Genomic DNA, 26,271 nt, shown 5'->3' with positions numbered 1-26,271 from the left:
GGTATGAAAAATCTATTGATCACCTATAAAAATATATTTATTCTCTCTCTAATTGGATTAGTCTTATTGGCAGGAAGCTGCAAAAAATTCGTTGATGTGGATGCGCCCAACAGTCAGCTGGTCAGCGAAACAGTGTTTACCAATGACAATACTGTGAAGTCTGCGCTTGCCGGACTTTACAGCTCTTTTGCAATCAGCAGCGCCGCAAGTTTACAATTCGACTTAAGTATCGCAACTGGGGCCTCGGCAGATGAGTTAAGCACTACAGCTTTGGAAGTTTATGATCCATTTCTGACACATACCATTTTGCCAAATAATGTTACCACTTATGGTATGTGGTCAAGGTTTTACACAGTCATCTACCAGGCAAATGCAATTATTGAAGGTATCAATGCCAGCAGTGGTGGTGTTACTGACGCCGTAAAAAACCAGGCAATTGGTGAGTCGAAATTTATCAGGGCGTTCTGCTATTTCTATCTTGTTAATCTATGGGGAGATGTACCTTTGGCGCTGACCACTGACAGGGTAGTAAATAATACATTGACTCGGACTCCTAAAGCTGTTGTTTATCAGCAGATCATTTCAGATTTGATTGATGCTAAGGGGTTGCTCGTCTCCGATTTTTCTTACGGATCGGGTCAGCGGATTCGGGCAAACAGCTATGCTGCAATCGCTTTGCTATCCAGGGTTTATCTGTACACCAATGACTGGGCCAATGCTGAAGCCAATGCAACTGTCCTGATTAACAACAATGCCACCTATAGTTTACTTAGCACTGCTAACCTTAGTACTGTTTATGTGAAAAATAACACTGAGGCTATTTTTCAATTGGATGCACCACAATCGGGTGTTTCCGCAAGTGGTAGTACTTATGAAGGATTAAACTATGCGGTCAGTAATACCACTGTTCCTCAATACCAGCTGAGCACTTCCCTTGTAAATGCTTTTGAGACCGGAGACAGAAGGTTCAGCAATTGGGTAGGAATAAGCAATTATACCGGCGGACCTTTTTATTACTTTTATAAGTTCAAGAATAAAGTTGCAAATACGACTGCTACAGGCGAATATGTCACTTACTTACGTCTTGCGGAGCAATACCTGATTCGAGCAGAAGCGCGTGCACAGCAAAGTAACTTTTCCAATGCCATTTCAGATATCAATGTGATCCGTAACCGTGCGAATTTGGGCGGAACTGCTGCTGTGGGGCAAACGCAGATCTTGCTGGCAATAGAACAGGAAAGGCGGATTGAACTTTTTGGCGAATATGGACACCGTTGGAATGACTTGAGGAGAACAGGACGTGCTACTGCTGTTTTAGGTCAAAAGCCGAACTGGACAGCGAATTCTGTATTGTATCCCATTCCACAGATTGACCGTGTGAATAATAAGAATTTAAGTCAAAATGCCGGTTATTGATCCTACAATCATGCTTATGAAAAAGATATTTTTAATGATTTTTTTATGTTGTCCTTTGATGATCCTGGCGCAGCAACAGGTGTTTTCAGTGCAGGTAAAAATAGAGCACCTAGAAAATCCAAGTACAGCCAGAGCTTATCTGAGGTATTCCAGCAATGGTAAACCAGCCCTGGATTCTGCAAAAATGAGTGCGGGGCAATTTGAGTTTAATGGGCATGTGTCTGAACCCTGCAGGGCAGAACTTAGCATCGCTCATTCAGGGACTTCGAGTAAAACAGACGAACCCGATGTACTGAGTCTATATCTGGAAAAGGGGCATATTTTGGTTCGGGCTAAAGACTCATTAAAGCATGCCGAAGTTCAAGGTCCGACGCTCAATAGTCAACATGCGCTATACAAAAAAATCGTTTTCGACACCGAGCGTGAACTGCAATCCGTCAGGTCACAGTGGTCTAAGATCAATGTTAAGGATTCGACCACCAGACCACTTAATGACCAGTTGGCTGCACGTTATAAAGCGGGTTTAATCACCCGAAAGCAATTCCAGATCGCTTTTATAAAAGAGCATCCAGACTACGAATTTAGTGCGCTATTGCTTAGTGAGGTGACGGGTCCGTTAATTGATCTGGAAAAAACTGAACCTTTGTATAATGGGCTCGGAAAAGCAGTTAGACAGTCTGCTTCTGGATTGACAATTGGCCGTGCCATTGCTTTGGCTAAGGCAACTTCTGTGGGGTCGATGGCTCCTGATTTTAGTCAGGTTGATATGAATGGGCGGCTGATAACACTGACTGATCTACGTGGGAAATATGTATTTATAGATTTTTGGGCATCCTGGTGCAGCCCATGTCGAGCAGAGAACCCTTTTGTGTCAAAAGCTCACCATGATTTTAAAGGCAAAGACTTTATTGTGATTGGAATTTCCCTGGATAAAGATAAAAAAGCCTGGCAAAAAGCTATCGAAGAGGATGGATTGGCCTATACACAAATCCTGGATCCGAGGATCCCAGGACATGAGCTAGCCAGAAAGTACGGTATATCTGCTATTCCCCAGAATTTTCTGATAGACCCCAGTGGTAAGATTATCGGACGCAATATTCATGGTGCAGATTTGCATACAAAGCTGCAACAGATTTTTGATTTATAATTGATCAATCTTTCAGCCATAGGTTTCAAGAGGTTCTTAAACCTATGGCTAAAAGACTAAATTAATAAGCATAATCGAAATCGCTATTTAATCGGAAATATGGTTGATTACTTTTAGCTTAATACTGAAACAGGTGAAGTGACAGATTTAAGCTGGCTTAGCCTGTTTTAATAACCATTTTCGTTGATTGCAAGGCAGCTATCTTCAGCAACCGTTATTTTTGCTAAAGTCTCGTTTAAAAAGTACCTTACTATTTTGCTCAATATAGTCGCCTGATACAATCAAATATGGATGATTAGGCGAGTAACCTGCGCTGTGGCTTCTCACGATTATTTTGTCGTTAACTTTCAGGCTATTTAACTGCTGAAAATCCTTAGGACTAAATTGCATCATGTATGCTTCACCGTTAATCTTCACTATAAGCCATTTTGGGCCTGATGATTTCGCATTTTCGCGCTGAAAAGTAAGGGAGGTTACCACGGCATCCATATTGCTGAAAGCCTTTATGTACTTTCTTATTTTATCATGACTGGCATGCACCTTTTTACCTTCAGGAGAAATCTCCCATTTGTTGTACTTTATACCGTCGGGAGAAGCCTCCCATTTTTTCCTGTCCTCCAACAGGCGGGCTTCCCTGTCAGCAATAGACAACTTCTGTTGAGATGGCTTAGTTTTACTTTTAATTTCTCGATTAGCAAATACCAGTCCGCTCACCACAATCAGTGGTAAGATCAGCACATAGAGGGATTTTTTCATATGTTTCATGTCCTTTAAAATTGATGAGCAAATCTAGTTTGATATGATTCGGACTGAGTTATTTGGATTGTAAATTAAAATGTAAATTTTGTAAATAAATCGTAAATAGCCTTGAATTGTTTAACAAGTGGCATGAATCACAGGAGGGCACTATTAATGGCATCAGCGAATGGATCCAAGGAACTTTATGATACATTAATAGTGGAAGAAATGCAATCGGTGTTATATCGATGAAATTGGAGATCCTCAAAAACGACGATGTAGCGTTGTTGAGCTATTCAATAGCTTAGAAAGTATTATATTAGCATTAAAATAAAAATTTTGAAGAATCAGGTATTTACATCAAGTATATCATCTATGTTAAAATGGAAAGCCTTTGTCCTCATTGTTCTACTTGTTGGATTTGTGTCTAAAACCAACGCTCAATCCGATCTTCCTAGGGAAAAAGATGAGAATTCAGAATCTGCGTTTCCTACTTTCAAGGACGGGATTCCCGGATTAGTGAAATATTCGAAAAGACTTTTTCCTATTATTTATGAAAATACTAACGATAAAGATAATCTTCCATTTAGCCTTAAAATGCTTTTAACTATTGATACTTCCAGTAAAGTCGTTGATATTGAATTTTTGGATACCAGAATGGAGGATCAGTGCAAAATTAAAGTTAGAGAGGCTTTATTAAAAATGGATGGTTGGAAAGCTGCGGAAAGTAAGGGCAAACCCATAGTCGGCAAGTACCCGTGGAGGGTCAGTTGTATATTATGGGCCCGCTAGGATGTTTTTTTAATCAATTTAAGTACCTTGTGGCTATCTTTGCCAGGAGATGAAAAAGCAAGACATTCAGGACACTTTCGGAAATATTGATATTTATTTGTTTGATCAGATGCTTAAAGGAACCTATGATGAATGTCACATGATCTTGGATGCTGGTTGCGGAACAGGCAGAAACCTGCTTTACCTGTTAAAAAGCGGAGCAAACGTTTTTGGCGTGGATCAAAACCCAGAAGCCATTGCGCAGATAAGAACCCTCGCGGGCTCATTTTCGCAAGTTGATCCGCAAGAAAATTTTAAGGTAGCTTCAGTAGCGCAGCTGCCCTTTGAAAACGAAACCTTTGATTTGGTCATCAGTAGTGCTGTTTTACATTTTGCAGAAAACCTGAATCATTTTGAGGCCATGCTAAATTCCATGTGGGATGTGCTTAAGCCCGGAGGGTATTTTTTCTGCCGGCTCGCCTCAGAAATAGGGATCGAATCATTAGTCAGGTTTATTGGAAATGGTAGGTACTTGCTTCCCGATGGATCGGAGCGCTTCCTTGTAAACCAGGAGATGCTGCTCAGACTCACCAAAAAAATAGGTGGAGAACTTCACGAGCCCATCAAAACCACTAATGTTCAAAACATGAGAAGTATGACGACCTGGTGTGTGCGTAAAATGATGTCATCCTGATTGATTTGGATTGGACACTACATAACTGAAATACAATAGCTATGCTCAGAATAATAATATTCGTTTTAATTTTTATGGGTGTCCAGCCTATTGCATACAGTCAGAAAACACGACCAGTAAAGATGTTGAAATCAACAAAAGATACACTGGATGTGCGTTATAATGATTATTTGGACGAACTATCCTGGATCTTATCTCCTAAAAAGAAAATGGATGTTTTAGCTGTCCAGATTGATGATTCTCCGATAAAAGTTACCATCATTTCGAGTATCGATTCCATTTCCTTCCAAGTCAAACTTGGCGATAAATATGATTTCATTATTGTAAAGGGTGAAAAACATTATAAAACAAGAATTGAAGGAATTCAAGCATATCAGACCAGGAAAGATGATTCTCTGGCCCATGTCAATTTGCAGTGTTTAAAAACTGATTTGCTGTCTGTAGCAGAACGGAACAAAAAATATCCTTTCAATAAAGCCACAAGAATTGAGCTGATTTCCTTCACCGATACAGGTGCCATTCTCTCTATTCCGCTACCTGTTAAAGATGGTCGGCTTGATCAGTCTAAAATAGTTGATCAAAAAATACTTCACACAGCACAAATCAATAAACTTACCGATATATTATTTAATGTCGGAAGAACACCAATACCCAATCTCAAATACACCGAGCATGTCGGATCGGGCTGTTACGTACCTAGAAACGGGATCGTTTTTTTGGATTCCAATGAACGTGTATTTGCTTACATAGAGATCTGTTTTGAATGTCAACAGCACCGGTTTAGTTCAAAACGCATAAAGCCATGGGATGATTGTGAGCAAAAACACGATATGCTGCGCCATTTTTTCGCGGAACTAGGAATTAAGTTTGGTACTTCAGAACGCGGAACACATGAGGTGCCTGAATGACGAACTTCAAAACCTATTCTTTATACTGCCAGGGAAAAGACTGGTTGTAGCTGTTTTGCTGTTTTGTCGAATTTTGGCAGCTCGGATATCGATGTAGCCTTTTGCTTAAGCGTGTTTTCGAACTGTTTTAAGCGCGTTAAGAAACAGCAAATGCTGCTTAACCTCGTCTGAAACGTCTTTGAACTGGAAATCAACTTCGGTATCGATTATTCCTGGTTGAACGAAACCGATATGAATGTCTTCCTGAAAGGAATTGAGCTCAAGACGTACTGGCTGGATGAATTTTGCAAAGGAGAAGTAACGGTAGTCCGGATTCTTTGTCAATATCAACGGATCGGTCAGTTGCCTGAGTCCTAAAATGCTGCCCCTTCCGAAAATGATCAGAGCATCTTCAGTGATAATTAGTTCAGCGCGAAAGAAATGATAACCACCGTTTTTTGCACCTATAGAAGAGGTTTCAGCTTTGACATTTTGTAAATGAATGTGAATTCTGCTGCCTAGCGTATCAAAGAGTTTGTCGTAGTTTTTTCTTTTTTGTTTGTTGATCAGATGGTTAAATAGCAATAAGGCACAAATCACTAAGGGTATAAATATAATTGCCGGCATTTTTCGTTTGCGTTTTGTTGCTGGTTTTAATTAATGCGTCATTAACACCAAGATTATAGCGAAATTAGCGATAATTATTGATACAACCAGTCAGGTTGTTGATGTTGAATTTTTGAATAATTAGAATGATCAGTTATGTATTATGGAGTCGCTAGGATCTTAAGAGACTTGAGTGGAGTGATTGGAAAATTTCATATATTAGATTTGCACATAGACGTATAACCATTTTAATGTACAACAAAAGATAGCCCATTCTAAAACCGCTACCGATTATTAACATGAAAAAGATCTCATTCATTGCCGCATTGACATTACTGCACGTATATAGTTATAGCCAAAATAAAGTACAGACTGTTACTGCAAAGGGGCGGGGCAGTGCCCTTGACACGGTCATTACGAAAAAAACGGAGCTCGCATTTAACAAAAGCTTTCCTAACAACTACAAGAGAGACGAATCGGTTGTACAGGCATTAAGGCCCTACCTGGTTTCGGAAATTCTGGATCCCAGAAACCATTCCGATCGACTTTACCTGGATCATGTTAAGGATGCCCGCGAAAAATTGCCAGAGGCCAAGGCTGCACTTTTTCAGCGCCTAAAAACGAGCAGCAGTTACAGGGAATACATGAACAAATATAACATTGGTAATGAAGCCGATCTTAATTTGATAACCTTTGTGCATATTCCCATGTATTACATTACACCTAATATTGTTTTCTTTCAAAATAAAGATAACGTTGCAAAATATTATAATCTGGGAACCGGAGGATTGAAATACCTGATGATAAAGAATGATAGCCTGATCGGTTATTTGGACTTTTACAATAATAAAAGTATCTTTAGGGAGATACCAAACGCTATGGCAGAGAGTTATTACCAGATAAAGAGATTGGGTAAAGATCCGATTATCCTATCTCAATCTGTGTCCACAGCAGACCCTAAAAAAATAATTGGAGGAATAAATATGTTCGGCTACGTGGATGAGGGGCACCTCATCTATTCTATATATGAAGAAGGTATCGTTCAAGAAAATGGGGCAGGCCAAAAAAAACAAGTTTATCGTAAAGATTATGTACTTCAAACCGCTGAATCTTTTTTAGCTGAAAAACAAGGCAATTCCACCATTCAGCAGTGGCTAAACACTAAAGTTATTATGTAATGAATCACAAAAGTTCTTTATATTAGAAGATAATACAGAAACAAGATGACCCGCTCCGAATTGGTTAAGGAATCAGCAATTGCCTGTTTAAAACGTTTAAATATTTCGTTTAACAAAATTTCAGAGCCGGAGTACCATGAAAATAAGGTAATACAATTGCTAAATGGGCATACTGCAACGGCAGCGCTTTGGGTAGTACATTATACTTATTCTGCCTTTCAGGAAGAAGATGCATTTATTTATTTAGATGACCGTTATTTTGAACTCATCTATATCATCACACCACATGGGTTTGCATGTTATGTTCTTTAATTAAAAGTTTTAGGTAGCTTTAAATATCTTGTAAATGGCCAATTAATGGAATATGAAAGGAAAACAGCTCATGACATTTGTCTTCGGTGAAAAGATCAGGTTGGTTATCTTACTGTTTATAGCGTTGTTTTATGGTTCCTGCGTGAGTCTTAAAACACCTAAACGTGCAGATTTGGTTTCATTACAGGCGCCTATGTTTATCGGTAAGTACCCTGTTACCGTAAACCGTATGGTAAAATCTGAATTTCACAAAGACACAATCATTCCGACTGTGGTTTGGTATTATTTTAAAAATTCGTCAGGTAAGGATTCTCTGGAGTTGACTCAGGCGACGCATATCAAACTTACATTGACTAGTCAAAAACAGCTAAAAGCTATATTGTACAACAGGGATGTTCCTTTAAAGACGGAAGTGTTAAAAGGCCGGTTGAGAAAAGGGTATTTCAGGGCGAAACATGAGCTGAGCTTATCAGGTGTGCCTCCTTTCTACTGGTCTATGACTTCTTCAAAAATGCAGGTCGGCATTGGCCGGGAAAAACAATTATTTATTGATTCTGCTGATGAAACCAATGGGAGTATTTTGATTGTGATGGCTGGAACACCTGGTTTTACACGTAGCATTACCGTTCCGGTTTACGAGAAATAACTGTATATCTATCTGATCCAATCAATGGTATCAATCAACCACTTGCAAAAGCAATCTCGACTGGTAATCAGGCATACGATATAGGCAATCGGAATGGTGAAGAGAAACAGAAAAAAAGAATCCATCCAAACCTGAGGATGCTGTTTACGCCTTACCCTGATCACTAGATCAACGGTGAAACCAACAAACAAAACCAGGAATGTGAATACCGATAAAAAAGCAATACCTAATCCAACATCGGTAGGGTGTTCCCGGCCCCGGTTAGCACTTGCTGCGATTTGTGCAAAAATATAAATGCCCAGGAGCGGAACTGCAACAGTTAAAAAGCGGATCAAAAAGGGCTTAAGCGTTTTCATTTTTTGTGCGCAGTTTGATAAAAGTAACATTACTTATCCATACAACAAGCGTAGCAATCACTACGTCGAGTAACATCATGACCACCGAAAATTCATTTGGCGGATAAAAACTTCGTTTACCTCCATAGATTTTATAAAACCGGAAAGGGAAACCAAAGGTGTCATTGCCGTCAGACGGCGTCTCGATGCTTGCAGTTACGCATGTCAACACAACGAATAGTAGCACCGAAAAACCGGCAATAAATAAGATCCTTCTCATAAATATTATTAATACTTCCGCTGATGGCATCCAGGCAGGGTATTGCAAAATAGAGATTTTTGCGCTTAAAAGATCGATATGCTTAATTTATCTGCTAAACTAATCCCTTTTTCTATTCGCTATCTGAATTAATTTCAGTGCTAAAACTCCGGAAACAAATTGATCGGCAAGGGCTGGGAAGATATTAATTCTTATTTTTGTTTCTACACCACCCAAATAGTATCATAAACAAAAATGATCTTTTGGGTATTTTATAACGCAAGACCATAGCGCGTCTCAGATTGGAACAAGATGGAGAATTATCATGATAATGAGCAAGACATTCTAAGAAGGCTAAAATTAGGTCAGCAGGAAGCTTTCAGCGCATTGTATGCGCTATATAGTGATAAGTTGCTTTATTATGTACAGCGAACAACCAAATCACCGTATTTGGCTGAAGATGTAGTCCATGATACTTTTATGAAGATATGGCAACATCGCGATCAGATAGATCTGTCAAAACCTTTCAAACCTTATATATTCATCATTGCGAAAAGAACTTTATTAGATCTGTTAAAAAGAGCTCGACATGAGGCAGAAATAATCTCTGAAATAAAAAAATATACGCTTGAGGAAGATCATTCTACAGAATTACTCCTGGCCTACAATGAAAGTAACCATTTAATTAATGAGGCGATAGCGCAACTTTCAGAACAAGTCAGAAAAACTTTTACACTCTGCCGGATTCAGGGGATGAGCTACAAGCAGGCTGCAGAAACACTGAGCGTCACAGAAAGTACAATTAATAAGCACATGAGCAAGGCACTTCAAATTGTTCGTGAGCACATAGCCAGACATACTGGTAAATTAATTTCATTTTTTTTCATTTGCTATTGGATGTTTTTTCTCCGCCAGTAGTATTACTTATAAAGACAATATTTTGGATCAGGACATCATTGAACTTTTTAGAAAACATATTGAGAAGCAATGCTCAGCGGCAGAGCTTGAAAAAGTGTTTTTAATACTCGAGGCCGGAAGTTATCCGGATGAATTGGATTATGCTTTAACTCAAGATGCCAATAAGGTTATCGAAGCTGGAGATGATATTGGAAAGTGGAATCAAATAGCTACGCTGAATGTACATCACAAATTAATTACAGCGATAACTGATCAGAAAAAAGCCGTTAATCCAAAAAGGCCGAGCGTGATCTTGAAGATGGCCTCTATTTCTGCAGCGGCTTGCATCTTATTATTTTTTGGTTGGTACTTATACAATTTAAATACTGCCGGGATAGATCGAAAACAATACGAGAGCGACATTGCTCCAGGTAAAGCCGGGGCAACGCTTCGGCTGCAAAATGGAAAAGAAATTAGTTTGAATGGCTTGAAAGCTGGAGTGATTATAAAAGATAACCAGCTCAGCTACAATGATGGGTCCGGTGTAGGATTAGACGCTAAAGCTTCAGCTAAAGAGATTTATACGGCAAACACTGCACCTGGTAATACCTATATGGTAACCTTACCTGATGGAACTCAAGTATGGCTAAATGCTGCATCTCAACTGGACTTTCCTTCGCATTTTGATGGAAAGAACCGTATGGTTAGCCTCAAAGGTGAAGCCTATTTTCAGGTTGCTAAAGATAAATTGCACCCTTTTATTGTGGAAGCCAGGGGTATGCAGGTAAAGGTGTTGGGAACGCATTTTAACATCAATAGCTATGCAGATGAAAAAATAACTAAAACGACCCTGATTGAAGGAAGTGTGCAACTTAACAGTTCCTCGTTGCGAGGCGTAAGCACGGAAGCAATCTTGAAACCCGGTCAGCAAGGTACGCTTGCGGATCACGGAACGCTTGTAGTTTCGGAAGTGGATACGACACTGGCTATGGCTTGGAAAAACAATAAATTTATCTTTGAAAACAATGACATTCAGTCGGTGATGCGCATGGTGCAACGCTGGTATAATGTAGAAGTTATTTATTCTGGCCCATTACCCGATGCCGCCTTTGGAGGTAAGGTGTCCAGGTTTAGCAATGTATCTAATGTACTCCGGGTTTTGGAAACCACCGGTGGTGCTCATTTTAAAATTGATGGCAGGAAAATCTATGTCTCTAAATAATTATGTATTAACAACCAACCTAACAGTTCACCATTAAGAAAAAATATGATCAGAAAATTACGACAGAACGGCTAGCGCCAAGAAGATTAGGGTAAAATTAAAAGACCAGAAGCGCAATACCCCTGGTCTGTTTGGCCCCATTAACAATTAAACTCATCAACTAGAATTGCAAACGCCCCGTCTGTGGAAAGTAAAGGCGCTGCATACAACCAAACTAAACAAACTTAATAATAATTGCCTTCGAAAGCAATCATTATGGTCGCTTGTGGACCTTAAAGAGTTTAGTTTTTAAAAACTAACGACAAAAATGTATAAAATCTGGACCAAGAATCCTGGTATATGTCCACCTGTGTACCATAAAATAATGTTGATTATGCGATTAACCATCGTGCTATTATTTGCGTCATTAATTCAAGTCAGTGCGAATGGATTTGCACAAAATGTAACATTGAATGCATCTGGAGCTTCTTTAAAAGTGATACTTAACAAGCTGAGTAGCCAAACAGGATACGATTTTGTGTATACTGAGCAATTGCTAAAAACGGCAGAACCGATAACTATTCGCGTTAAAAATGCATCTCTCGGTGATGTTTTGGAACAGATTTTTAAACTACAGCCATTAACGTATGCCTTGGATACAAAAACAGTCATTATTAAGGCCAAAGAGAAATCCTTCCTTGAAAACCTCGTGTCAAAGTTCCAGGAAATTGATGTGAGCGGCAAAGTTTTAGATGAAACTGGCAGGCCGATCCCGGGTGCCACCATTAAGGTTAAGGGTAAATCCAAAGCCGTGATATCCGGACTTAACGGAGAGTTTTTATTGGCGGGCTTGAGCACAACTGACATCATCCAAGTGAGCTTTTTAGGTTATGAATTACGGGAACTGAAAGCCAGTACCGGCTTAAATAACATCATTTTAAAGCTAGCAACCAGTAAATTAGATGAAGTTCAAATTCAGGCCTATGGTACTACATCTAAAAGAATAAGCACATCTAATATCAGTACCGTTAAAATGGAAGATCTGGAAAAGCAACCCGTAGCAAATCCGCTGCTGGCCTTGATGGGTAGGGTGCCGGGCTTGCAGATTTCACAAAGTAATGGCAACCCAAATAGTGGGATTACTGTTCGCGTGCAGGGGCAAAATAGCATCTCAAATGGTAACGATCCTTTTTATGTGATTGATGGTGTGCCTTTTCCTCCACAGCTGCTAGCTACAGGGTTAAACGGCGGTAACCTGGGCAATTCGGGTCGCACCCCCGGCAATCCGCTGAGCTTTATCAATCCTTCTGATATCGAAAGTATTGACATCCTTAAAGATGCGGATGCTACCGCTATTTATGGTTCCAGAGCTGCCAATGGCGCCATATTAATCACTACCAAACGGGGAAAAAGTGGTGACATGAAGATCGACCTGTCTTTACAAACGGGATTTAGTGCGTTTACCAATACCTTCGATAAGTTGAATACCGCGCAATACCTGGAAATGCGCAGAGAGGCACTTAAGAATACCAACGCTGCAGCAACCGCTGTGAATGCGTATGACATTCTAAACTTGTATGGGTACGACAACAACCGTGATGCAGATTGGCAAAAGGAAATGCTTTCGGAGAAAAGTAATTTCTCTAATTACCAATTGAGTATATCTGGCGGTAACAACAACACGCAATATGTGATTGGCGGAGGTTTTATCAACCAGGGTTCTTTTTTACCGGGCAATTTTAAAAACACCAAGGCATCAGGGAATTTTAACATCAACAGCGTTTCCAATAACCGCAAATTTCAGATCCAACTTGGTGGAACTTACATGAATGATTCCAATACCCTGCCCAGCTCTACAAACTTTGTTGCTGCGATTGTACCATCACTGTCGCCAAATGCACCCGCGCTGTATAACGAAGATGGATCCTTAAATTTTGCTGTAGATGAGCTGGGACTTTCTAATTATCTTTATGGAAACAACCCTTTAGCCTCCCTAACTGCTATAGGTATAATCCGGACCCGTAACCTGATTACGCATGCCGATTTGAGCTACCACCTGTTGCCCGGGCTATATGTTAAAGCAAACCTGGGATACAATGATTTAAGCTCTGATGAATTGACTACAACACCTCTGGCTTCTTATCAGCCCTACGTAAGGCCTTTCGTATCCCGGTCATCACAGTTTGCAAACAATTCAACGAAAAGTTGGATCGTAGAGCCCCAATTGTCTTATCGGCTAACGAAGGAGTGGGGGGAACTTAATGTTTTACTGGGTGCCAGTGCGCAACAAGCGGAAAGCAACGGGCAGGTGACCACCGCTTCGGGTTATTCCAGCGATGAACTCATGCAAACCATAGTTGGTGCCACAACCCTTGAAGGCGCAGGAACCGTGGCTACGAATTACAAATACAACGCCGTGTTTGGTAGGGCAAATTATAATTATAAAAACAAATACCTTTTAAATTATTCAATTCGTAGGGATGGAACCAGTCGTTTTAGTCCCGCAAATAGATTTCATAATTTCCAGGCGGTTGGCGCAGGATGGATATTTACGGAGGAATCATTTGTGAAGCAAAGCCTGTCCTGGTTGAGCTTCGGAAAGTTTAATGTCAGTTACGGAACTAGCGGAAGCGATCAATATGCGGATTACCAATTTTTGGCTACTTATGGCGCATCCGGGCGACCGTATCAAACCATTGCCGGACTTGGCTTAACGCGAATAGGTACCCCCGACTTACATTGGGAAGAAACCAGCAAGCTGAACTTTGGGTTGAAAACAGGATTTTTTAAGGACAGGGTACTGTTTGAAGTGAACTATGCAAATAACCGCTCTTCTGAACAGTTGATTGCCTATTTGACTCCGTACTATGCCAGTGGATTTGGTTCTGTAACCAGTAATTTCCCTGCAGTGGTGAAAAATACCAGTTGGGAATTTGGCTTGAATACCAATAACATCAAATCGAACAACCTAAGCTGGACAAGCTCCTTTAACCTAACGATACCAAAAAACACGCTGGTATCCTTTCCAAACCTGGCCAGTTCGTCTTATGCTGCCAGACTGTCCATTGGCGAGCCCGTGAACATTTCCAAGCAGTTCCATTTCCTGGGCGTAGATCCGGCAATAGGACAGTATGTGTATGCTGACAGCAACGGAAACCCAACCATGAACCCCAATTCTGCAACGGATTATGTCTCGGTAGACCTCAACCCGAAGTTTTATGGAGGATTTCAAAATACCTTCAGTTATAAAAGCATATCGTTCGATTTCCTTTTCCAGTTTATGAATAAAAAAGCGAAGAACGAGTATTTTACCACAACACTGACAGGCGCAGTGGCCAATAATCAACCTGCCTTTGTAACCAACCGCTGGAGGAACCCGGGAGACATTGCTGAAAGGATGTTGTATACAACAACTTCGAGCGTTTCTTTTAACAATTCATATCTGTCTAATGATGCCGGTTTTACAAGTGCATCCTACATCAAGCTTCGTAATGCATCACTGTCCTGGAAGGTTCCTGAGGTGTGGGCAAAGAAAGTATTCCTTAGAACAGCTTCGGTTTTTGTGTTGGGACAAAACCTGCTGACCATTAGTGATTACTATGGTAGAGATCCGGAGTTTGGCTCAAACACGAGTTATCCCGCATCCCGTACGATAACCTTTGGTGCAAGGCTGGGACTATAACAAGGCATTAAACTTAAAAATATACTCATGAGATTAAAAATTTCTTTAATTATACTTACAAGCCTGGCGATCATAACGAGCGCCTGTAACAAATTTACGGATGCAGGCTTACCTAAAAATTTACTTACCGACGAGGTGACTTTTGCCTCAGATGGCACGGCCATCGCTGCAATTAGCAGCAACTTTGCCGCCATAAGTAACATGAACATACCTGCGGATCCTTTCAAGAGCATTGGGCTTAGGGCAGGCCTATCTGCTGATGAACTTAACCTTTTTTCTGGCTATCCACCTTCCACATCTGGCTATGACGATTTGCTGAAATATTATCAAAACTCGGTGACGCCTGCAAATGCCACCCCATGGCAACAATGCTATTCCTTTATTTTTAACGCCAATGTGGCCATCAATAGTTTAAATGCATCCAGTTCCCTTACTGCTCGGGTAAAGCAACAGTTGTTGGGCGAGATGAAGTTTACCCGTGCATTTATGTACTTCTACCTGGTGAATTTATATGGCGATGTACCTCTGGCCTTATCGGCAGACTTTACCATAAACCAAAAGATTGGACGCACGCCAAAGGCACAGGTTTATCAACAGATGATACAGGATCTTAAGGAGGCGCAAGCCGTTTTAGGGGAGGGTTATGTGGATGGTACTTTACTAGCCCCTACATTGGAACGCGTGCGGCCGAACAAATGGGCGGCGACAGCATTGTTGGCACGCACTTATCTATATACTGGCGACTATGTGCAGGCAGAAACCCAAGCCTCTGCTGTAATCAGCAACAGTGCTTTGTACAATTTGCCAGCCCTGAACGAAGCTTTTCTAAAAAATAGTACGGAAACCATCTGGTCTGTACAAGCGGTTGGAACGACAACGCTCTCCAACACAGCAGAAGGAAGGGTTTTTACCTTATCAACGGGCGGCCCAACCACATCAACACCAGTATATTTAAGCAGTCAGCAGATGGCTGCCTTTAAACCGGGCGATCTTCGCGGAGCGGCGGGTTATTGGGTTGGATCTGTTTCTGCTGCTGGAACAACTTATTATTATCCTACTAAATACAAAATCGGTAGTGTAAATGTGGCTGCAGCCGAATATTCTATAATGTTGAGGTTAGGAGAACAATACCTCATCAGGGCGGAGGCCAGAATACGAAATGGTAGGATAGCCGCTGGTATAGGAGATTTGAATGTACTTAGGGCAAGGGCAAGAGCAGCACAAACAACTGCTGTTCCGAATCCACTACCGGCCCTTTCTACCACCTTATCGCCGGTTGACGCAATGACGGCGGTGATGAATGAACGACAGGCGGAGTTGTTTACAGAATGGGGTCACCGTTGGTTGGATTTGAAAAGAACAGACACTGTTGATGCTGTGATGACCATCGCGACCCCGTTAAAAGTAATTTCTTCATCTAGCCCGAACAACTGGAATAGTGCGTACGCGCTTTATCCAATACCTCAAGCTGAAATTGATCGTAGTCCTTTGCTAAATGGTCATCAAAACCCCGGTTATTAAGTACCCGATCTAAATGGTCTAATAGCTGTTTAGCATTTAAATAAACTCTGACAATTTGCTTTTTATCTAAATCTTAATTATGAAATATTATATAATCTTTATTCTTATTCTTTTGGTTGGTTTACAATCCTGTAAAAAGGATGGACCAACCTTCACCGCACTTGCCTCGTTAAACGTTGCTGATGCCGTTATAGGCGGAAGAAATGTGAAATTGAATACCAATGTAAGGGACAGCGCTACGTTATACGGCTATAAGTTATTTCAGGTTTTGGCTGGCGAAACAGCCGTAAAACTTTATCCTACAAACAATCCTAATTTTCCTTATTACAATGAAATAAAAACCACGGTCAATGGCGGTATTTATTCCCTTTTTCTGACAGGTACTGCTAGTGCACCAGAAAGCATATTTATAAAGGATGAGATTCCGCCATTTAGCCAGGACAGTATTGTCCGTGTGCGAATTGTGAATTGTTCAGTTAATAGTTCGCCACTATCTTTGACACTGGCATCTTCACCGACTGTAAATATATTTAGAGATATATCATATAAATCAGTTTCAGCCTTCAGTAATATTGAGTTAAAGACCAGGGTAGCAGTAGGGGGCAATATCTTTCAGATTCGCGATTCCACTGGAACATTGCTTGCCAGTTATACTCTTCCTGCCACAGGATTGGTCAGTGTTGCTTCATCAAGGTTCAAAAACATTACCCTTGTGATCAAGGGCTTGTCTGGAACAACAAGTGGTACTGATGCTTTCGGTATTTATGGTATGACCAACTACTAACCTATGAAAACAAGATTTACAATTATTCTTTGTCTTTTTCCAATATTTTGCTTCTCGCAGTCCTTAAAGTATACAATTAAAGGAAAAGTTGGAACCTATTCATCGCCAGCAAAGATGTTCCTGGCTTACACTTATCCTGGAAAGAAGACGTCCATTGACTCCTCCACAATCGAAAATGGTTATTTTGAATTTAAAGGAGACTTAGTTATGCCGATCAATGCTACGCTTATACTTAAGAAGACTTCCGCAAAGATCGCTCTAAACAAAATCAGTGAGGAAAATGAGTTATTGTTATATCTTGAATCAGGTGTTATAAACATCAATGGAGGCGATTCACTTTCCACTTCAAAAATAAGTGGTGGTGATCTTAATCGCGATTACATTAAATATACGCGGGAGATTAAGCCTTTTACTGATGGCATGAAAAGAGTGCTAAAGTCATTTTCCCAAGATCATACAATTACGGGCGCTCAGGCGACTAAAAAAATAGATTCCCTGATGCAGTTCTACGACAGATCGCATCAGGATTTCATTGCGGGCCATCTAACTTCGCCGGTAAGTATTTACGTACTTGAATCATTAATCGCGAACGACAAGAATCTAGATGAAGCTTCAAAACTTTTTGAAAGACTATCTCCTAATATCAAGCAAAGTGCCCGTGCCATTTCATTCAAAGAATCTTTGGAGAAAAAGAAAAAGGCTTTCTATAGTAAAAAGCCTGCCAATATCGGAGACCAGGCCCCAGACTTTGAGCAACCGGATGTATTTGGGAATAAGGTTACGCTAAGCAAATTTAAAGGAAAATACCTATTTCTGGACTTTTGGGCAAGCTGGTGTAAGCCATGCCGCGCTGAAAATCCAAATCTTGTTAAGGCATACCACAGGTTTAAAAAACAAGGGTTGGAGATTATGAGTGTTTCTCTTGACGGAATGGCTCAGAAGAAAGCATGGTTAAATGCAATAAAAATCGACGGATTAACTTGGCTGCAGGTTTCAGATCTGAAAGCATGGGACAATTCAGCGGCGCTTATTTACGATGTAAAGGCAATTCCCGAAAATTATCTAATAGATCCTACCGGTAAAATTATTGCAAAAAACCTGCGTGGAGAAGAGCTTAACACTGTGCTACAGACGATTTTTAAAGAAAAGCTGCCTGGATTTTAGCATAAAAAAGGTCGGTTTATCGAAGATATTACTAGAATAAACTCTTCGATAAACCTTCATTACCAGTTATTTATATTTTGAGATTTTTCAATAATTTGTTTTAAAAGTGAATTAAAATGAGTGTTTAATCCATTAACGGCTTCTTCTAAAATAAGTTCTCCATTTTTGTCATAAATAGCTATTCTATCCTTCTTGCCTTTTACAAGATTTAGTGTAGTCCAGCCACTACTAGACCAACCACTTGTGGGTCTGTAACTTCCTTCATACCATCGTCTACATTCAAACGTAGGACGGTTAATCCGAATTTTACCTTCTTTAAAAAGAAAGGATAACGTGTAAGACAGGTCATATTTGTAATTTGTTTTTCCAATACCGCCAGTGCCATGCCTTACAGGTAGTGCTTTTTCTTCATACGCTGTTAAACTGATACTTTCACCTTCAACAACATTCAGTCCTTTTTGTGGATTGCTGTACATCGAATTGATTACATTTAGTACATTTTTATACAAATCCTTTTGTTTTGCATTTGGCACATTAACCACCGTAAAATCACCATTGTCATTTGACACAAAACCATTGGGCGTTAGTTTAAAATATTGAGCGAAGCCCAATTGCGTGACGAGTAAAAGTACTGCGATACTTAGCGTTTTTTTCATGTTCATATTTTTTATAGATGTAGATATTAAAATTGATGCCAGATTGCTCCAGCTATTGCGAATATTTTTAAAAAGATTATTTTTTTTAAGTTTACTTCTTTGACCTTAAAAAAACCATGTAAAGTGGCAAAAACACAGCACGGAACTATACCAATGCTTAAAATTGAAAGGTGAAATAGTTTTTATTGCAGTGTTTACAATGGAAGGTGGCGACTTCTCTAAGGCTCTCCGGTGGGCCGGTGTTTTTAAAGTTATAGGCTTCTGGTGTACTTGCTATGGTTTTCTTTTCCCAGTAAATAAAAGAATCGGTTTTTTGATATAGATCTGGATTGTCTTGGGGGTAGCCTTTGAATTCTGTAATGTCCTTGCAGCAAAGTGGCCGGTCTGTGTACTGCAGGAAAATAGGAATGTCTGGCGTCTTTTGATATTTATCGGTGAGTTGCTGTTTGAGGATTTCTTTTTCGTTTTCTCCGAGATTCTCACTTTCTAAATAACCTTCTATAGTTTTGATATATTGGAAATCACAGATGTGGCTAACTCCTTTGTTTTTAATGCATTCTTCGCAAAGGGCATATAGATCATCATCTATTTCGCCGTTTTTCATGACGTACTTGCCCTGATAAGTATAAAGATCCAGGTTTTCCCTTTCGCAAATGTGACATTCGGTGTAATAGCTGTCTAAAGTTTCCAGTGCCTGATCTGCGATGAGTTCAAAGATTTGTCCCATGTTTAATGAAGTAGTTTGTGTGGATGGTTTAAGGATTTGTGAGTTCGGCTGATTTCACCCAGATCATTTTTTTGTTTTTGTCAAACTTATATACGTCCTGCCACCACCGGGCTCCACCACGACAAGCGGAATATAAAAGTTTCTTTTTAGGGTCGATTGTGACGTCGCAAAGTTCCGAGCATTTAGATTTCGAGTAGTCCGGTTCTTTCAATGCTTCGAAACGTTTGGTTTCCGGGTTGTAGAGCCAGATGCTGAAGATTCGGTAAACGCCCATTCCAGCATCGGGAATGGAGAAGGCCAGATCTTGATAGCCATCAAAATTATAGTCGTTAATTAAACAGTTTCTGGACGCATTTGGGTTGTCAAATCCATGAAGCTCCTGTATGGTTTGTTTTCCATTGGGGTATTTGATGGTTAAATTGTCATCTACGCTGCTGTTGAAGGTGAAGAGGACGTTGTGTAATAAAACTTTATCATCTTCCTGGCTGCCTTCAGGTTTGACTACCGGACTCAAGACAAAGCGTTTGCCATCTTTGTTTCGCTGATACCAGATATTGCTGATTTGATCAGCAGTTTTGGTGAGTCCGTAGCTTCCGGTGACTTTTCCCCGGTAGATTTCTTCCCAGATAAATGTTGTTGATGCGATCTTTTTAACCACATTGTTTTTTAAGGATTTCAGACGTAAGGGGATGATTTCTTTCTGACCAGTATATTGTACCAGGGCACCCTGGCCTTGTGCTCCGGTGTGCAGTCGGAGGCTGAAAGGTTTGTCGGTGTTCGATCTAAGGCTGTAGGATTGGGCTTTTGCTTCCGCTACAATGCTTAGGAGGAAGAAAACGAGCGCAGCAAGGGCATTTATGAAATGATTTGAGTTGTTTTTAAGGAGAGAATAATTCTTCATAGTAGGTGATTTGTTTTTTGGGAGCATCAATTGTGCCAGTTTGTAATGCTTTTACTTATACAAATTTATTGCTGTGGTTAAAACCAAACAGGACTTTCTTTGTTACACTTTACCAAAGTATCATTAGTATAAGATTATCAATCATCTTTTTAAGATCAGACAAACAAGAAATGGCAATTAACAATTGTGTAAAATTAACTTTAGTTTCTCTGGGGATGTTGGCAGGTACCTCTTGCGCTCAACAGGTGGAAAATCAAGCCGTATCTACGAATATTCCAGATACTACGTATAAAAATGTGCTGGAAATAACGGATAATGATGTGGTTACCGATGGTAAGAATTTTCTGTTTACGCGCATGATTTCTGGGAAAATGGATATCCCTGTGGTTTTTGTTTCCACAAGGGTACCCTTGGATTTACTGACTGGAATTTATCCTGAGTTTCGCAGGCTAACGGTGATTACACCCAATTGGAAATATTATGATGAAGTTTCCCGCGACTCACCAGTTGGTGAGCCCATAGCCAGTTCTATTGTTTATCAATTGAATAGGGAAAATGAAGCCGTAATTAAAGACAGTTTGGTCATTATGGGTGGTTTCCCTAAAATGGAATTTGCGGCAAAACCGGTTCGAGAAAAAAGCCTGATGAAAGTGTATTATCGTGAAGGTTATGGTTCTTCGTGTTGTCCGAGGGATCCAAAATGGGACTTGAAGCCTGGAATTAAAGAATTCACCATGGATTTTCAAACTAAAAATAAAGTGAGAATTACCGGTACTTACTCAGAATTTGCAGGAAAGGAAGGGGAAGTGAATTATTATTACAAATTTAAAGGGCTTTCAGATCAATTAAAGCTAAAGTTTATAGTAGATCGGGTTTCCCTGTTATCTAATGACAACCATTTAAAAAAGACCGATTTAATACGCAGCATTTATACGCCTGTTGAAGTCTTGATTAATGAACGCATGACATTATACGAAGATTAGTAAGGGTAAACAATGGCGAGCTGGTATCCAAAAAAGATAGTATGCCCTGGATGCATGCACGTTTACTTTCCGATACAGAACTTGCTGAAGATGTTTTCCAATAAATCATCCGTCGTAACCTGGCCTGTAATTTCGCCCAGATAGTATAAAGCCTGCTTGATATCCATGGCCAGAAAATCGGAGGTTACCGGATTATCTAATCCATTGGATACACTTGCTAAAGCAGTTCTTGTTCTTTGTAAAGCTTCAACATGTCTGATATTGGTTACCATAGTATGGTTGTCAGACAGCTGATCTCCTACAGCAGTGTCATACAACAGCTGTTTCAGTTCTTCAATTTGATGATTTTCTTTAGCAGAAATTGCGATAAATTGGATTTCTGCAGGTAATTTAAGCTCTTTTAAACGATCGCTGTACGATAGGTCTATTTTATTCGCTACTGCAACGAAAGCTACTCCTGGCTTATATAGCCGCATGATATCCTCTTTGATTTCTGATGCACTCAGATTAATAACATCAAACAGATATACCAATAAGGCAGACTGGTTGATTTTTTGCATGGTTTTTTCTACACCGATCGCCTCAATTGTGTCTGTGGCTTCGCGTATACCAGCGGTGTCTATTAACCTGAAATTAATCCCATTGATATTCAAAACTTCCTCGATCGTATCCCTTGTTGTCCCCGCTATTTCACTGACTATAGCCCGGTCTTCATTCAACAAGGCATTTAACAAGGTTGATTTACCAGCATTTGGACGGCCGGCAATGACAGTATTGATCCCTGTTTTGATGACATTCCCCAATTCAAAGGACCGGATCAGCTTATTCAATACGACGGTTATTTTATCGATTAGCGTCTGCAACTGATCGCGGTTTGCAAATTCAACATCTTCCTCAGCAAAATCTAGTTCCAGTTCAATCATGGAGGCAAAATGGATCAGCTGTTCACGTAATACGTTTAATTCTGTACTAAAACCACCACGAAGCTGGTTCATGGCAACATTATGGGCAGCTGCAGAATCTGATGAGATCAAGTCCGCAACCGCTTCAGCCTGAGAAAGGTCTAAGCCTCCGTTCAAAAATGCCCTGAGTGTAAACTCGCCGGGTTTCGCTGCTGAAGCTCCTTTCCGTATCAATAAACTAATGATCTGTTGGATGATGTAATTCGATCCGTGGCAGGAGATTTCTACCACATTTTCTTTGGTATAGGATTTTGGCGCTACAAATAAGCTAACCAATACCTCGTCTATAACTACATTTCCGTCTTTAATTAAGCCAAAATGAATGGTATGCGAATCCTGATCGATCAGGTTTTTACCAGAAAAAACAGAATCGGTGATGGAGATGGCGTCTTTACCGGATAAACGAATTACGCCTATAGCCCCAATTCCAGGAGGTGTAGATAAAGCAACTATAGTTTCGTTTGTAATCATCAGCGATCTTCATTAAGTTTGAACAAAGCACAAAACTAGCCAAACATTTCATAGTTTTTAGTGTTTACCTCTTGAAAAACAAACAAATTACGAATGAAAGACATGCCGCTTACCGTTAAACGGGCAATTGAATTGCTTGGAATTGTACTTATTGGAGCCATTTTAGTTATTGGACACAACATCATTATGCCCGTATTGATGGCGTTCTTTATCAGTATTGTATTGCTGCCTGTCTTTAGGTTTCTGAGGAAATATAAATTCCCGGAAATTGCAGCCATTGTTCTTCCTATTTTGCTTCTTGCTGTTTTTATCGGATTGATTGTTTGGTTTTTTTCTGCCCAGGTAGCTGAATTGGTCAGTGACTTTCCCTCGATTAAGAAAAATGTAAGTTCTCATTTGAATGCATTGAGCAGTTGGATTGGCAACATCAGCAATTTTTCAACTACAGAACAGGTGAAATTTATCAATGAGAAAAGTGATGATATACTGGGTATGGCTGGGAAAGCAGCCAGTGGTGCCGCTGTAACGTTAAGTTCAGTATTTGTATTTGTTGGCCTGTTGCCCATTTATATTTACCTGATGTTGTTCTACAAAGATATTTTGTTGCGGTTTATATTCATGTGGTTTAAACCAGATCACCATCCAAAGGTAAAGGAGGCCATTTATGAAACTGAATCGATCATTAAAAATTATCTGGTTGGTTTGTTGATTCAAGTTACCTATATGACCATTTTGTTGGGCGGAATTTTATTACTGGTCGGCATTAAACACGCGTTACTGATTGGGGTGATTTTTGCCATCTTGAACCTGATCCCATATGTAGGCGCACTGATTGGAAATATCATAGGCGTAATGTTGACGTTAACATCCTCAACAGAATTGTGGCCGGTTCTTACCGTACTTATTGTCATTGCCGTTGTTCAATTCCTGGATAACAATATACTAATGCCAAGAATTGTAGGCTCCAAAGTGAAAATCAACGCACTTTTTGCAATTTTAGGCGTTGTCATCGGGGGTAGCATAGCCGGGGTCTCGGGCATGTTTCTTTCTATGCCAGTCATTGCGGTTCTTAAGGTTATTTTCGACAGAACAGAGATGTTTAAGCAATGGGGAGTACTGCTGGGAGATGAAAGGCCTTCTAAAAGTCCGATGACCTTTTCATCATTCAGGAGGAAAAAAACAGTCCCTACAGTTAAAGGGACTGAGTAAGACTGCCGAAACCTGGCACCCGTGTTTTTATTTAAGAATCAGCACGGGTTTATTGGCATCTTTTGATAATCCTTCTGTAATGCTTTGATGGGTTAAATGATATAAAAAGCTATGAACACCCGGTAATGCGATAATCATCTGCTGCTGATTCTGATCTGCAAAGTTGAGTACACCTTGCAATATATCTTCATCATCAGCGTAATGGATTTCATATTGATAACCCTGGAGCAGTTCCTGGATAATACCTTTGATTTCCAGTGCGGGATGTTCAGGTTTTAAATGCTTTTTACCCGGGTCTACGTTTAGAAGGGCCAGCTTTGGGTGTGGCCAATGTTTTATTTTATGTAATCGCTCTAACAAACTGACATGATTTAACGTTTTGAAATCACAGGCAATCAATGCATTCTTTATGGGTTCATACACTGTTGCCGGAGGGATAATCATTACGGGGACGGGGCTTATTTTCGCAATTTCGATCATGTGCGTGCCAATAAAACTCTCTTCGCCCTCGTAGTTGTTACTCCCAATAAATAAAACATCAGGTTTTTCTTTTTCAATCATGTTGAGTACTGCCCTGAATAATGAAGACTCTAACAGTACAATTTTAACATTGATGCCAGGTTTAAGCCGGCTTATCACGTTAGCTTTGAGTTGCTCCAGCTTACTGATGATTTCTTGTTTTTTTTCCATGATCTCATTGTCGCTTGGCTGAATCAAATCAGCAGAGGGGTACATGTGCTCAAATAAAGAAACATAGAATTGTGAAAACAGGATGAGTTGATCAATGTCCTGGTGGTTACTTAAATCTACTGCGTAGTTGACTGCATTGTTGGCCGGATCAGAAAAGTCTGTAGGTATAAGAATTGTTTTCATTTAATTTAGGTTTTTTGTCATTTGTTTAATTAAAATGGTAGCCTCAAGGATTGATTTTGAGGTTAAACCGGAGGCAGCTAGGGTATACATTTCTGTGGCCCATGGAAGCATTTTATCTTGAAGTGCTATGCCACCCGGCATCAGGTAAATTAATTTGTTTCGACGGTCATTTTCATCCTCCGTTCGCTTTACCAAATGCCGCTTGACGAGGTTGTCGATGAGGTAAGTCATACTTGCCTTTTCTTTGATAATTTTGTCTGCAATTTCCTGTTGATTTCTACCATCTTTTTCCCATAAACAGATCAAAACCTCTAACATCTCATAGGTGATGTTCAATCGATGTTCTTTAATCTTAGCCTGGATGTATTGACGGGTTTTACTTCTCATTTCAATCACAGCTCGTCCAAGTCCCAATGCCAATTCTGCATTACTCATATTCTTCATAAGTTGAGTTTAGTATGGTAAAGTTAAAGATTAGATAGTATAGTATTTAACTATTTGAAATGATTTTAGTCATGCCAATTTCAAAATCATTAAAGGCTATCCATCCAGATAGCCTTTAAAACCAAATATAAATTAAACGAGATGGCTTCTGAGCACAAACAGAAGCCAGGTTAGATTGCAATGAGCTAACAATCTGACGTCAAGGACGGATTCGAACCGCCGTTACAGGTTTATGAAACCTATGCTTAACCACTCGGCCACATGACTGTATTTTCTAAACTGTGACAAATATAAATAAAGTATACTAAAATGGTAGTATTTATTTTGAATATGTTTTTCCTAGTTTTGCTTCGTTTTAAAAGAGCTAAAATATTTTTAGCACCTACAAATTTTGTAACTGAAAAATAACCAACATCATGGACTATAAACAGGAAGAATTAACCATTAGGGCAGCTCGTAAGGATTCAAATACGTCAATTGCAAATGGCAACGTAGCTGGAGTGGCCAGTTATTGGATGGACGATATTGTTGTGATTTCTGGTGAAGGGGGACAATATGCAGGTAAAACCAACCTTTTAAAGATCTGGAAGGAAATGTTTAAGCGCGATGCACCAAAGTTTGAGCGCTTAGCCACTGAAATTATTGTTGGGGAAGCTGGGGATCTTGCCTGGGAAACCGGAATCTGGCATTACACTACGCAAAGCTCAAGGGGCAAATATGCGGCCATGTGGCGTAAAATAAATGGCGTTTGGAAAACCCAGTCCGAACTTTTTGTCTCCCTGGATTAAAGGCTGACCAGCCTTTTAG

At 40.0% G+C, this 26,271-nt stretch carries 27 protein-coding genes and 1 tRNA gene; 17 read left to right on the top strand and 11 right to left on the bottom strand.

The window, feature by feature from the left end; all coding sequences use genetic code 11:
- The first annotated feature begins 3 nt into the window (after positions 1–3).
- Positions 4–1,416: a RagB/SusD family nutrient uptake outer membrane protein gene (locus IM797_RS01520; RefSeq protein ID WP_194125326.1), complete on the top strand. Its 1,413-nt coding sequence runs from the start codon at positions 4–6 to the stop codon at positions 1,414–1,416.
- Between the two features lie 16 nt (positions 1,417–1,432).
- The gene (locus tag IM797_RS01515) at positions 1,433–2,563 is read left to right on the top strand and encodes a TlpA disulfide reductase family protein (protein ID WP_194125325.1); all 1,131 of its coding nucleotides are present in this window, start codon (positions 1,433–1,435) and stop codon (positions 2,561–2,563) included.
- 204 nt (positions 2,564–2,767) lie between these two features.
- On the opposite strand, the gene IM797_RS01510 is transcribed toward IM797_RS01515, so the two are convergent.
- Complete coding sequence (locus IM797_RS01510) at positions 2,768–3,319, bottom strand: hypothetical protein (RefSeq protein WP_194125324.1); 552 nt, start codon at positions 3,317–3,319, stop codon at positions 2,768–2,770.
- Between the two features lie 321 nt (positions 3,320–3,640).
- On the opposite strand from IM797_RS01510, the gene IM797_RS01505 reads away from it, so the two are divergent.
- From IM797_RS01505 to IM797_RS01495, 3 genes are read left to right on the top strand one after another with little or no spacing between them, the layout of a single operon-like run.
- Positions 3,641–4,093 carry a hypothetical protein gene (locus IM797_RS01505; RefSeq protein WP_194125323.1) on the top strand — a complete coding sequence of 151 codons (453 nt, stop codon included), beginning with the start codon at positions 3,641–3,643 and terminating at the stop codon, positions 4,091–4,093.
- A gap of 49 nt (positions 4,094–4,142) precedes the next feature.
- Positions 4,143–4,766, top strand: coding sequence for a class I SAM-dependent methyltransferase (locus tag IM797_RS01500; RefSeq protein WP_194125322.1), 624 nt, complete (start codon positions 4,143–4,145; stop codon positions 4,764–4,766).
- 41 nt (positions 4,767–4,807) lie between these two features.
- Positions 4,808–5,674, top strand: coding sequence for a hypothetical protein (locus IM797_RS01495; RefSeq protein WP_194125321.1), 867 nt, complete (start codon positions 4,808–4,810; stop codon positions 5,672–5,674).
- A gap of 105 nt (positions 5,675–5,779) precedes the next feature.
- Here the strand turns inward: IM797_RS01495 and IM797_RS01490 are convergent, their stop codons facing one another.
- Positions 5,780–6,280: a hypothetical protein gene (locus tag IM797_RS01490; protein ID WP_194125320.1), complete on the bottom strand. Its 501-nt coding sequence runs from the start codon at positions 6,278–6,280 to the stop codon at positions 5,780–5,782.
- Positions 6,281–6,558: 278 nt separating this feature from the next.
- On the opposite strand from IM797_RS01490, the gene IM797_RS01485 reads away from it, so the two are divergent.
- Genes IM797_RS01485 through IM797_RS01475 form a run of 3 tightly spaced genes read left to right on the top strand, consistent with a single transcriptional unit; the run spans position 6,559 to position 8,395 of the window.
- Positions 6,559–7,437 (top strand): hypothetical protein, encoded by an 879-nt coding sequence (locus IM797_RS01485; protein ID WP_194125319.1) that lies wholly within the window; start codon positions 6,559–6,561, stop codon positions 7,435–7,437.
- Positions 7,438–7,482: 45 nt separating this feature from the next.
- On the top strand, positions 7,483–7,749 hold the full coding sequence (locus IM797_RS01480) for a hypothetical protein (RefSeq protein ID WP_194125318.1): 267 nt from the start codon (positions 7,483–7,485) through the stop codon (positions 7,747–7,749).
- Between the two features lie 52 nt (positions 7,750–7,801).
- Positions 7,802–8,395 carry a hypothetical protein gene (locus IM797_RS01475; RefSeq protein ID WP_194125317.1) on the top strand — a complete coding sequence of 198 codons (594 nt, stop codon included), beginning with the start codon at positions 7,802–7,804 and terminating at the stop codon, positions 8,393–8,395.
- A gap of 8 nt (positions 8,396–8,403) precedes the next feature.
- Here the strand turns inward: IM797_RS01475 and IM797_RS01470 are convergent, their stop codons facing one another.
- Entirely contained in the window at positions 8,404–8,751 is a 348-nt protein-coding gene (locus IM797_RS01470) for a hypothetical protein (protein ID WP_194125316.1), read from the bottom strand.
- Positions 8,738–9,010 (bottom strand): hypothetical protein, encoded by a 273-nt coding sequence (locus tag IM797_RS01465; protein WP_194125315.1) that lies wholly within the window; start codon positions 9,008–9,010, stop codon positions 8,738–8,740. Before IM797_RS01465 ends, IM797_RS01470 begins: the two co-directional genes overlap by 14 nt.
- A 291-nt stretch (positions 9,011–9,301) precedes the next feature.
- Here IM797_RS01465 and IM797_RS01460 point away from each other — a divergent pair, with 291 nt between their 5' ends.
- The 6 genes from IM797_RS01460 to IM797_RS01435 all read left to right on the top strand — a co-directional run bounded on the left by IM797_RS01460 (position 9,302) and on the right by IM797_RS01435 (position 18,238).
- Positions 9,302–9,907 (top strand): RNA polymerase sigma factor, encoded by a 606-nt coding sequence (locus IM797_RS01460; protein WP_194125314.1) that lies wholly within the window; start codon positions 9,302–9,304, stop codon positions 9,905–9,907.
- Between the two features lie 22 nt (positions 9,908–9,929).
- Positions 9,930–11,108 (top strand): FecR family protein, encoded by a 1,179-nt coding sequence (locus IM797_RS01455; RefSeq protein ID WP_194125313.1) that lies wholly within the window; start codon positions 9,930–9,932, stop codon positions 11,106–11,108.
- A gap of 373 nt (positions 11,109–11,481) precedes the next feature.
- The gene (locus IM797_RS01450; protein WP_194125312.1) at positions 11,482–14,769 is read left to right on the top strand and encodes a SusC/RagA family TonB-linked outer membrane protein; all 3,288 of its coding nucleotides are present in this window, start codon (positions 11,482–11,484) and stop codon (positions 14,767–14,769) included.
- A gap of 27 nt (positions 14,770–14,796) precedes the next feature.
- The gene (locus IM797_RS01445; RefSeq protein ID WP_194125311.1) at positions 14,797–16,290 is read left to right on the top strand and encodes a RagB/SusD family nutrient uptake outer membrane protein; all 1,494 of its coding nucleotides are present in this window, start codon (positions 14,797–14,799) and stop codon (positions 16,288–16,290) included.
- Positions 16,291–16,369: 79 nt separating this feature from the next.
- Entirely contained in the window at positions 16,370–17,074 is a 705-nt protein-coding gene (locus IM797_RS01440; RefSeq protein WP_194125310.1) for a hypothetical protein, read from the top strand.
- Between the two features lie 3 nt (positions 17,075–17,077).
- Entirely contained in the window at positions 17,078–18,238 is a 1,161-nt protein-coding gene (locus tag IM797_RS01435; RefSeq protein WP_194125309.1) for a TlpA disulfide reductase family protein, read from the top strand.
- Positions 18,239–18,297: 59 nt separating this feature from the next.
- Here IM797_RS01435 and IM797_RS01430 read toward each other — a convergent pair whose 3' ends face one another.
- From IM797_RS01430 to IM797_RS01420, 3 genes are all read right to left on the bottom strand, one after another.
- Positions 18,298–18,894: a DUF4468 domain-containing protein gene (locus IM797_RS01430; protein ID WP_194125308.1), complete on the bottom strand. Its 597-nt coding sequence runs from the start codon at positions 18,892–18,894 to the stop codon at positions 18,298–18,300.
- Between the two features lie 157 nt (positions 18,895–19,051).
- Positions 19,052–19,621 carry a hypothetical protein gene (locus tag IM797_RS01425; protein WP_194125306.1) on the bottom strand — a complete coding sequence of 190 codons (570 nt, stop codon included), beginning with the start codon at positions 19,619–19,621 and terminating at the stop codon, positions 19,052–19,054.
- Positions 19,622–19,649: 28 nt separating this feature from the next.
- Positions 19,650–20,522, bottom strand: a complete 873-nt coding sequence (locus IM797_RS01420) for a hypothetical protein (RefSeq protein WP_194125305.1) — start codon at positions 20,520–20,522, stop codon at positions 19,650–19,652.
- Between the two features lie 170 nt (positions 20,523–20,692).
- Here IM797_RS01420 and IM797_RS01415 point away from each other — a divergent pair, with 170 nt between their 5' ends.
- Positions 20,693–21,505 (top strand): hypothetical protein, encoded by an 813-nt coding sequence (locus tag IM797_RS01415; protein WP_194125304.1) that lies wholly within the window; start codon positions 20,693–20,695, stop codon positions 21,503–21,505.
- A 62-nt stretch (positions 21,506–21,567) separates the two neighbouring features.
- Here IM797_RS01415 and mnmE read toward each other — a convergent pair whose 3' ends face one another.
- Positions 21,568–22,938: a tRNA uridine-5-carboxymethylaminomethyl(34) synthesis GTPase MnmE gene (gene mnmE / locus IM797_RS01410; RefSeq protein ID WP_194125303.1), complete on the bottom strand. Its 1,371-nt coding sequence runs from the start codon at positions 22,936–22,938 to the stop codon at positions 21,568–21,570.
- A gap of 93 nt (positions 22,939–23,031) precedes the next feature.
- Here mnmE and IM797_RS01405 point away from each other — a divergent pair, with 93 nt between their 5' ends.
- Complete coding sequence (locus IM797_RS01405; RefSeq protein WP_194125302.1) at positions 23,032–24,147, top strand: AI-2E family transporter; 1,116 nt, start codon at positions 23,032–23,034, stop codon at positions 24,145–24,147.
- Positions 24,148–24,174: 27 nt separating this feature from the next.
- On the opposite strand, the gene IM797_RS01400 is transcribed toward IM797_RS01405, so the two are convergent.
- From IM797_RS01400 to IM797_RS01390, 3 genes are all read right to left on the bottom strand, one after another.
- Entirely contained in the window at positions 24,175–25,020 is an 846-nt protein-coding gene (locus IM797_RS01400; RefSeq protein WP_194125301.1) for a universal stress protein, read from the bottom strand.
- Positions 25,021–25,464 carry a MarR family winged helix-turn-helix transcriptional regulator gene (locus IM797_RS01395; RefSeq protein ID WP_228098670.1) on the bottom strand — a complete coding sequence of 148 codons (444 nt, stop codon included), beginning with the start codon at positions 25,462–25,464 and terminating at the stop codon, positions 25,021–25,023.
- A gap of 196 nt (positions 25,465–25,660) precedes the next feature.
- Positions 25,661–25,731, bottom strand: a tRNA-Met gene (locus tag IM797_RS01390).
- Positions 25,732–25,880: 149 nt separating this feature from the next.
- Here IM797_RS01390 and IM797_RS01385 point away from each other — a divergent pair.
- The gene (locus IM797_RS01385; protein WP_194125300.1) at positions 25,881–26,252 is read left to right on the top strand and encodes a DUF4440 domain-containing protein; all 372 of its coding nucleotides are present in this window, start codon (positions 25,881–25,883) and stop codon (positions 26,250–26,252) included.
- The last annotated feature ends 19 nt before the right edge of the window (positions 26,253–26,271 follow it).

The sequence above is a fragment of the Pedobacter sp. MC2016-24 genome, assembly GCF_015223055.1.
Lineage (GTDB): Bacteria > Bacteroidota > Bacteroidia > Sphingobacteriales > Sphingobacteriaceae > Pedobacter.
The sequence above is the reverse complement of the archived record's forward strand: the minus strand, read 5'-3'. Positions and strand labels throughout refer to the sequence as shown.

Excerpts from the sequence above, each read along its gene's own strand:
- mnmE (WP_194125303.1), bottom strand. The coding sequence starts at position 22,938 with ATGATTACAAACGAAACTATAGTTGCTTTATCTACACCTCCTGGAATT.
- IM797_RS01445 (WP_194125311.1), top strand. The coding sequence starts at position 14,797 with ATGAGATTAAAAATTTCTTTAATTATACTTACAAGCCTGGCGATCATA.
- IM797_RS01420 (WP_194125305.1), bottom strand. The coding sequence starts at position 20,522 with ATGAAGAATTATTCTCTCCTTAAAAACAACTCAAATCATTTCATAAAT.
- IM797_RS01415 (WP_194125304.1), top strand. The coding sequence starts at position 20,693 with ATGGCAATTAACAATTGTGTAAAATTAACTTTAGTTTCTCTGGGGATG.
- IM797_RS01465 (WP_194125315.1), bottom strand. The coding sequence starts at position 9,010 with ATGAGAAGGATCTTATTTATTGCCGGTTTTTCGGTGCTACTATTCGTT.
- IM797_RS01515 (WP_194125325.1), top strand. The coding sequence starts at position 1,433 with ATGAAAAAGATATTTTTAATGATTTTTTTATGTTGTCCTTTGATGATC.
- IM797_RS01470 (WP_194125316.1), bottom strand. The coding sequence starts at position 8,751 with ATGAAAACGCTTAAGCCCTTTTTGATCCGCTTTTTAACTGTTGCAGTT.
- IM797_RS01500 (WP_194125322.1), top strand. The coding sequence starts at position 4,143 with ATGAAAAAGCAAGACATTCAGGACACTTTCGGAAATATTGATATTTAT.
- IM797_RS01485 (WP_194125319.1), top strand. The coding sequence starts at position 6,559 with ATGAAAAAGATCTCATTCATTGCCGCATTGACATTACTGCACGTATAT.
- IM797_RS01430 (WP_194125308.1), bottom strand. The coding sequence starts at position 18,894 with ATGAAAAAAACGCTAAGTATCGCAGTACTTTTACTCGTCACGCAATTG.
- IM797_RS01510 (WP_194125324.1), bottom strand. The coding sequence starts at position 3,319 with ATGAAAAAATCCCTCTATGTGCTGATCTTACCACTGATTGTGGTGAGC.
- IM797_RS01425 (WP_194125306.1), bottom strand. The coding sequence starts at position 19,621 with ATGGGACAAATCTTTGAACTCATCGCAGATCAGGCACTGGAAACTTTA.
- IM797_RS01495 (WP_194125321.1), top strand. The coding sequence starts at position 4,808 with ATGCTCAGAATAATAATATTCGTTTTAATTTTTATGGGTGTCCAGCCT.
- IM797_RS01395 (WP_228098670.1), bottom strand. The coding sequence starts at position 25,464 with ATGAAGAATATGAGTAATGCAGAATTGGCATTGGGACTTGGACGAGCT.
- IM797_RS01435 (WP_194125309.1), top strand. The coding sequence starts at position 17,078 with ATGAAAACAAGATTTACAATTATTCTTTGTCTTTTTCCAATATTTTGC.
- IM797_RS01405 (WP_194125302.1), top strand. The coding sequence starts at position 23,032 with ATGAAAGACATGCCGCTTACCGTTAAACGGGCAATTGAATTGCTTGGA.
- IM797_RS01400 (WP_194125301.1), bottom strand. The coding sequence starts at position 25,020 with ATGAAAACAATTCTTATACCTACAGACTTTTCTGATCCGGCCAACAAT.
- IM797_RS01520 (WP_194125326.1), top strand. The coding sequence starts at position 4 with ATGAAAAATCTATTGATCACCTATAAAAATATATTTATTCTCTCTCTA.
- IM797_RS01480 (WP_194125318.1), top strand. The coding sequence starts at position 7,483 with ATGACCCGCTCCGAATTGGTTAAGGAATCAGCAATTGCCTGTTTAAAA.
- IM797_RS01385 (WP_194125300.1), top strand. The coding sequence starts at position 25,881 with ATGGACTATAAACAGGAAGAATTAACCATTAGGGCAGCTCGTAAGGAT.
- IM797_RS01450 (WP_194125312.1), top strand. The coding sequence starts at position 11,482 with ATGCGATTAACCATCGTGCTATTATTTGCGTCATTAATTCAAGTCAGT.
- IM797_RS01440 (WP_194125310.1), top strand. The coding sequence starts at position 16,370 with ATGAAATATTATATAATCTTTATTCTTATTCTTTTGGTTGGTTTACAA.
- IM797_RS01490 (WP_194125320.1), bottom strand. The coding sequence starts at position 6,280 with ATGCCGGCAATTATATTTATACCCTTAGTGATTTGTGCCTTATTGCTA.
- IM797_RS01460 (WP_194125314.1), top strand. The coding sequence starts at position 9,302 with ATGGAGAATTATCATGATAATGAGCAAGACATTCTAAGAAGGCTAAAA.
- IM797_RS01475 (WP_194125317.1), top strand. The coding sequence starts at position 7,802 with ATGAAAGGAAAACAGCTCATGACATTTGTCTTCGGTGAAAAGATCAGG.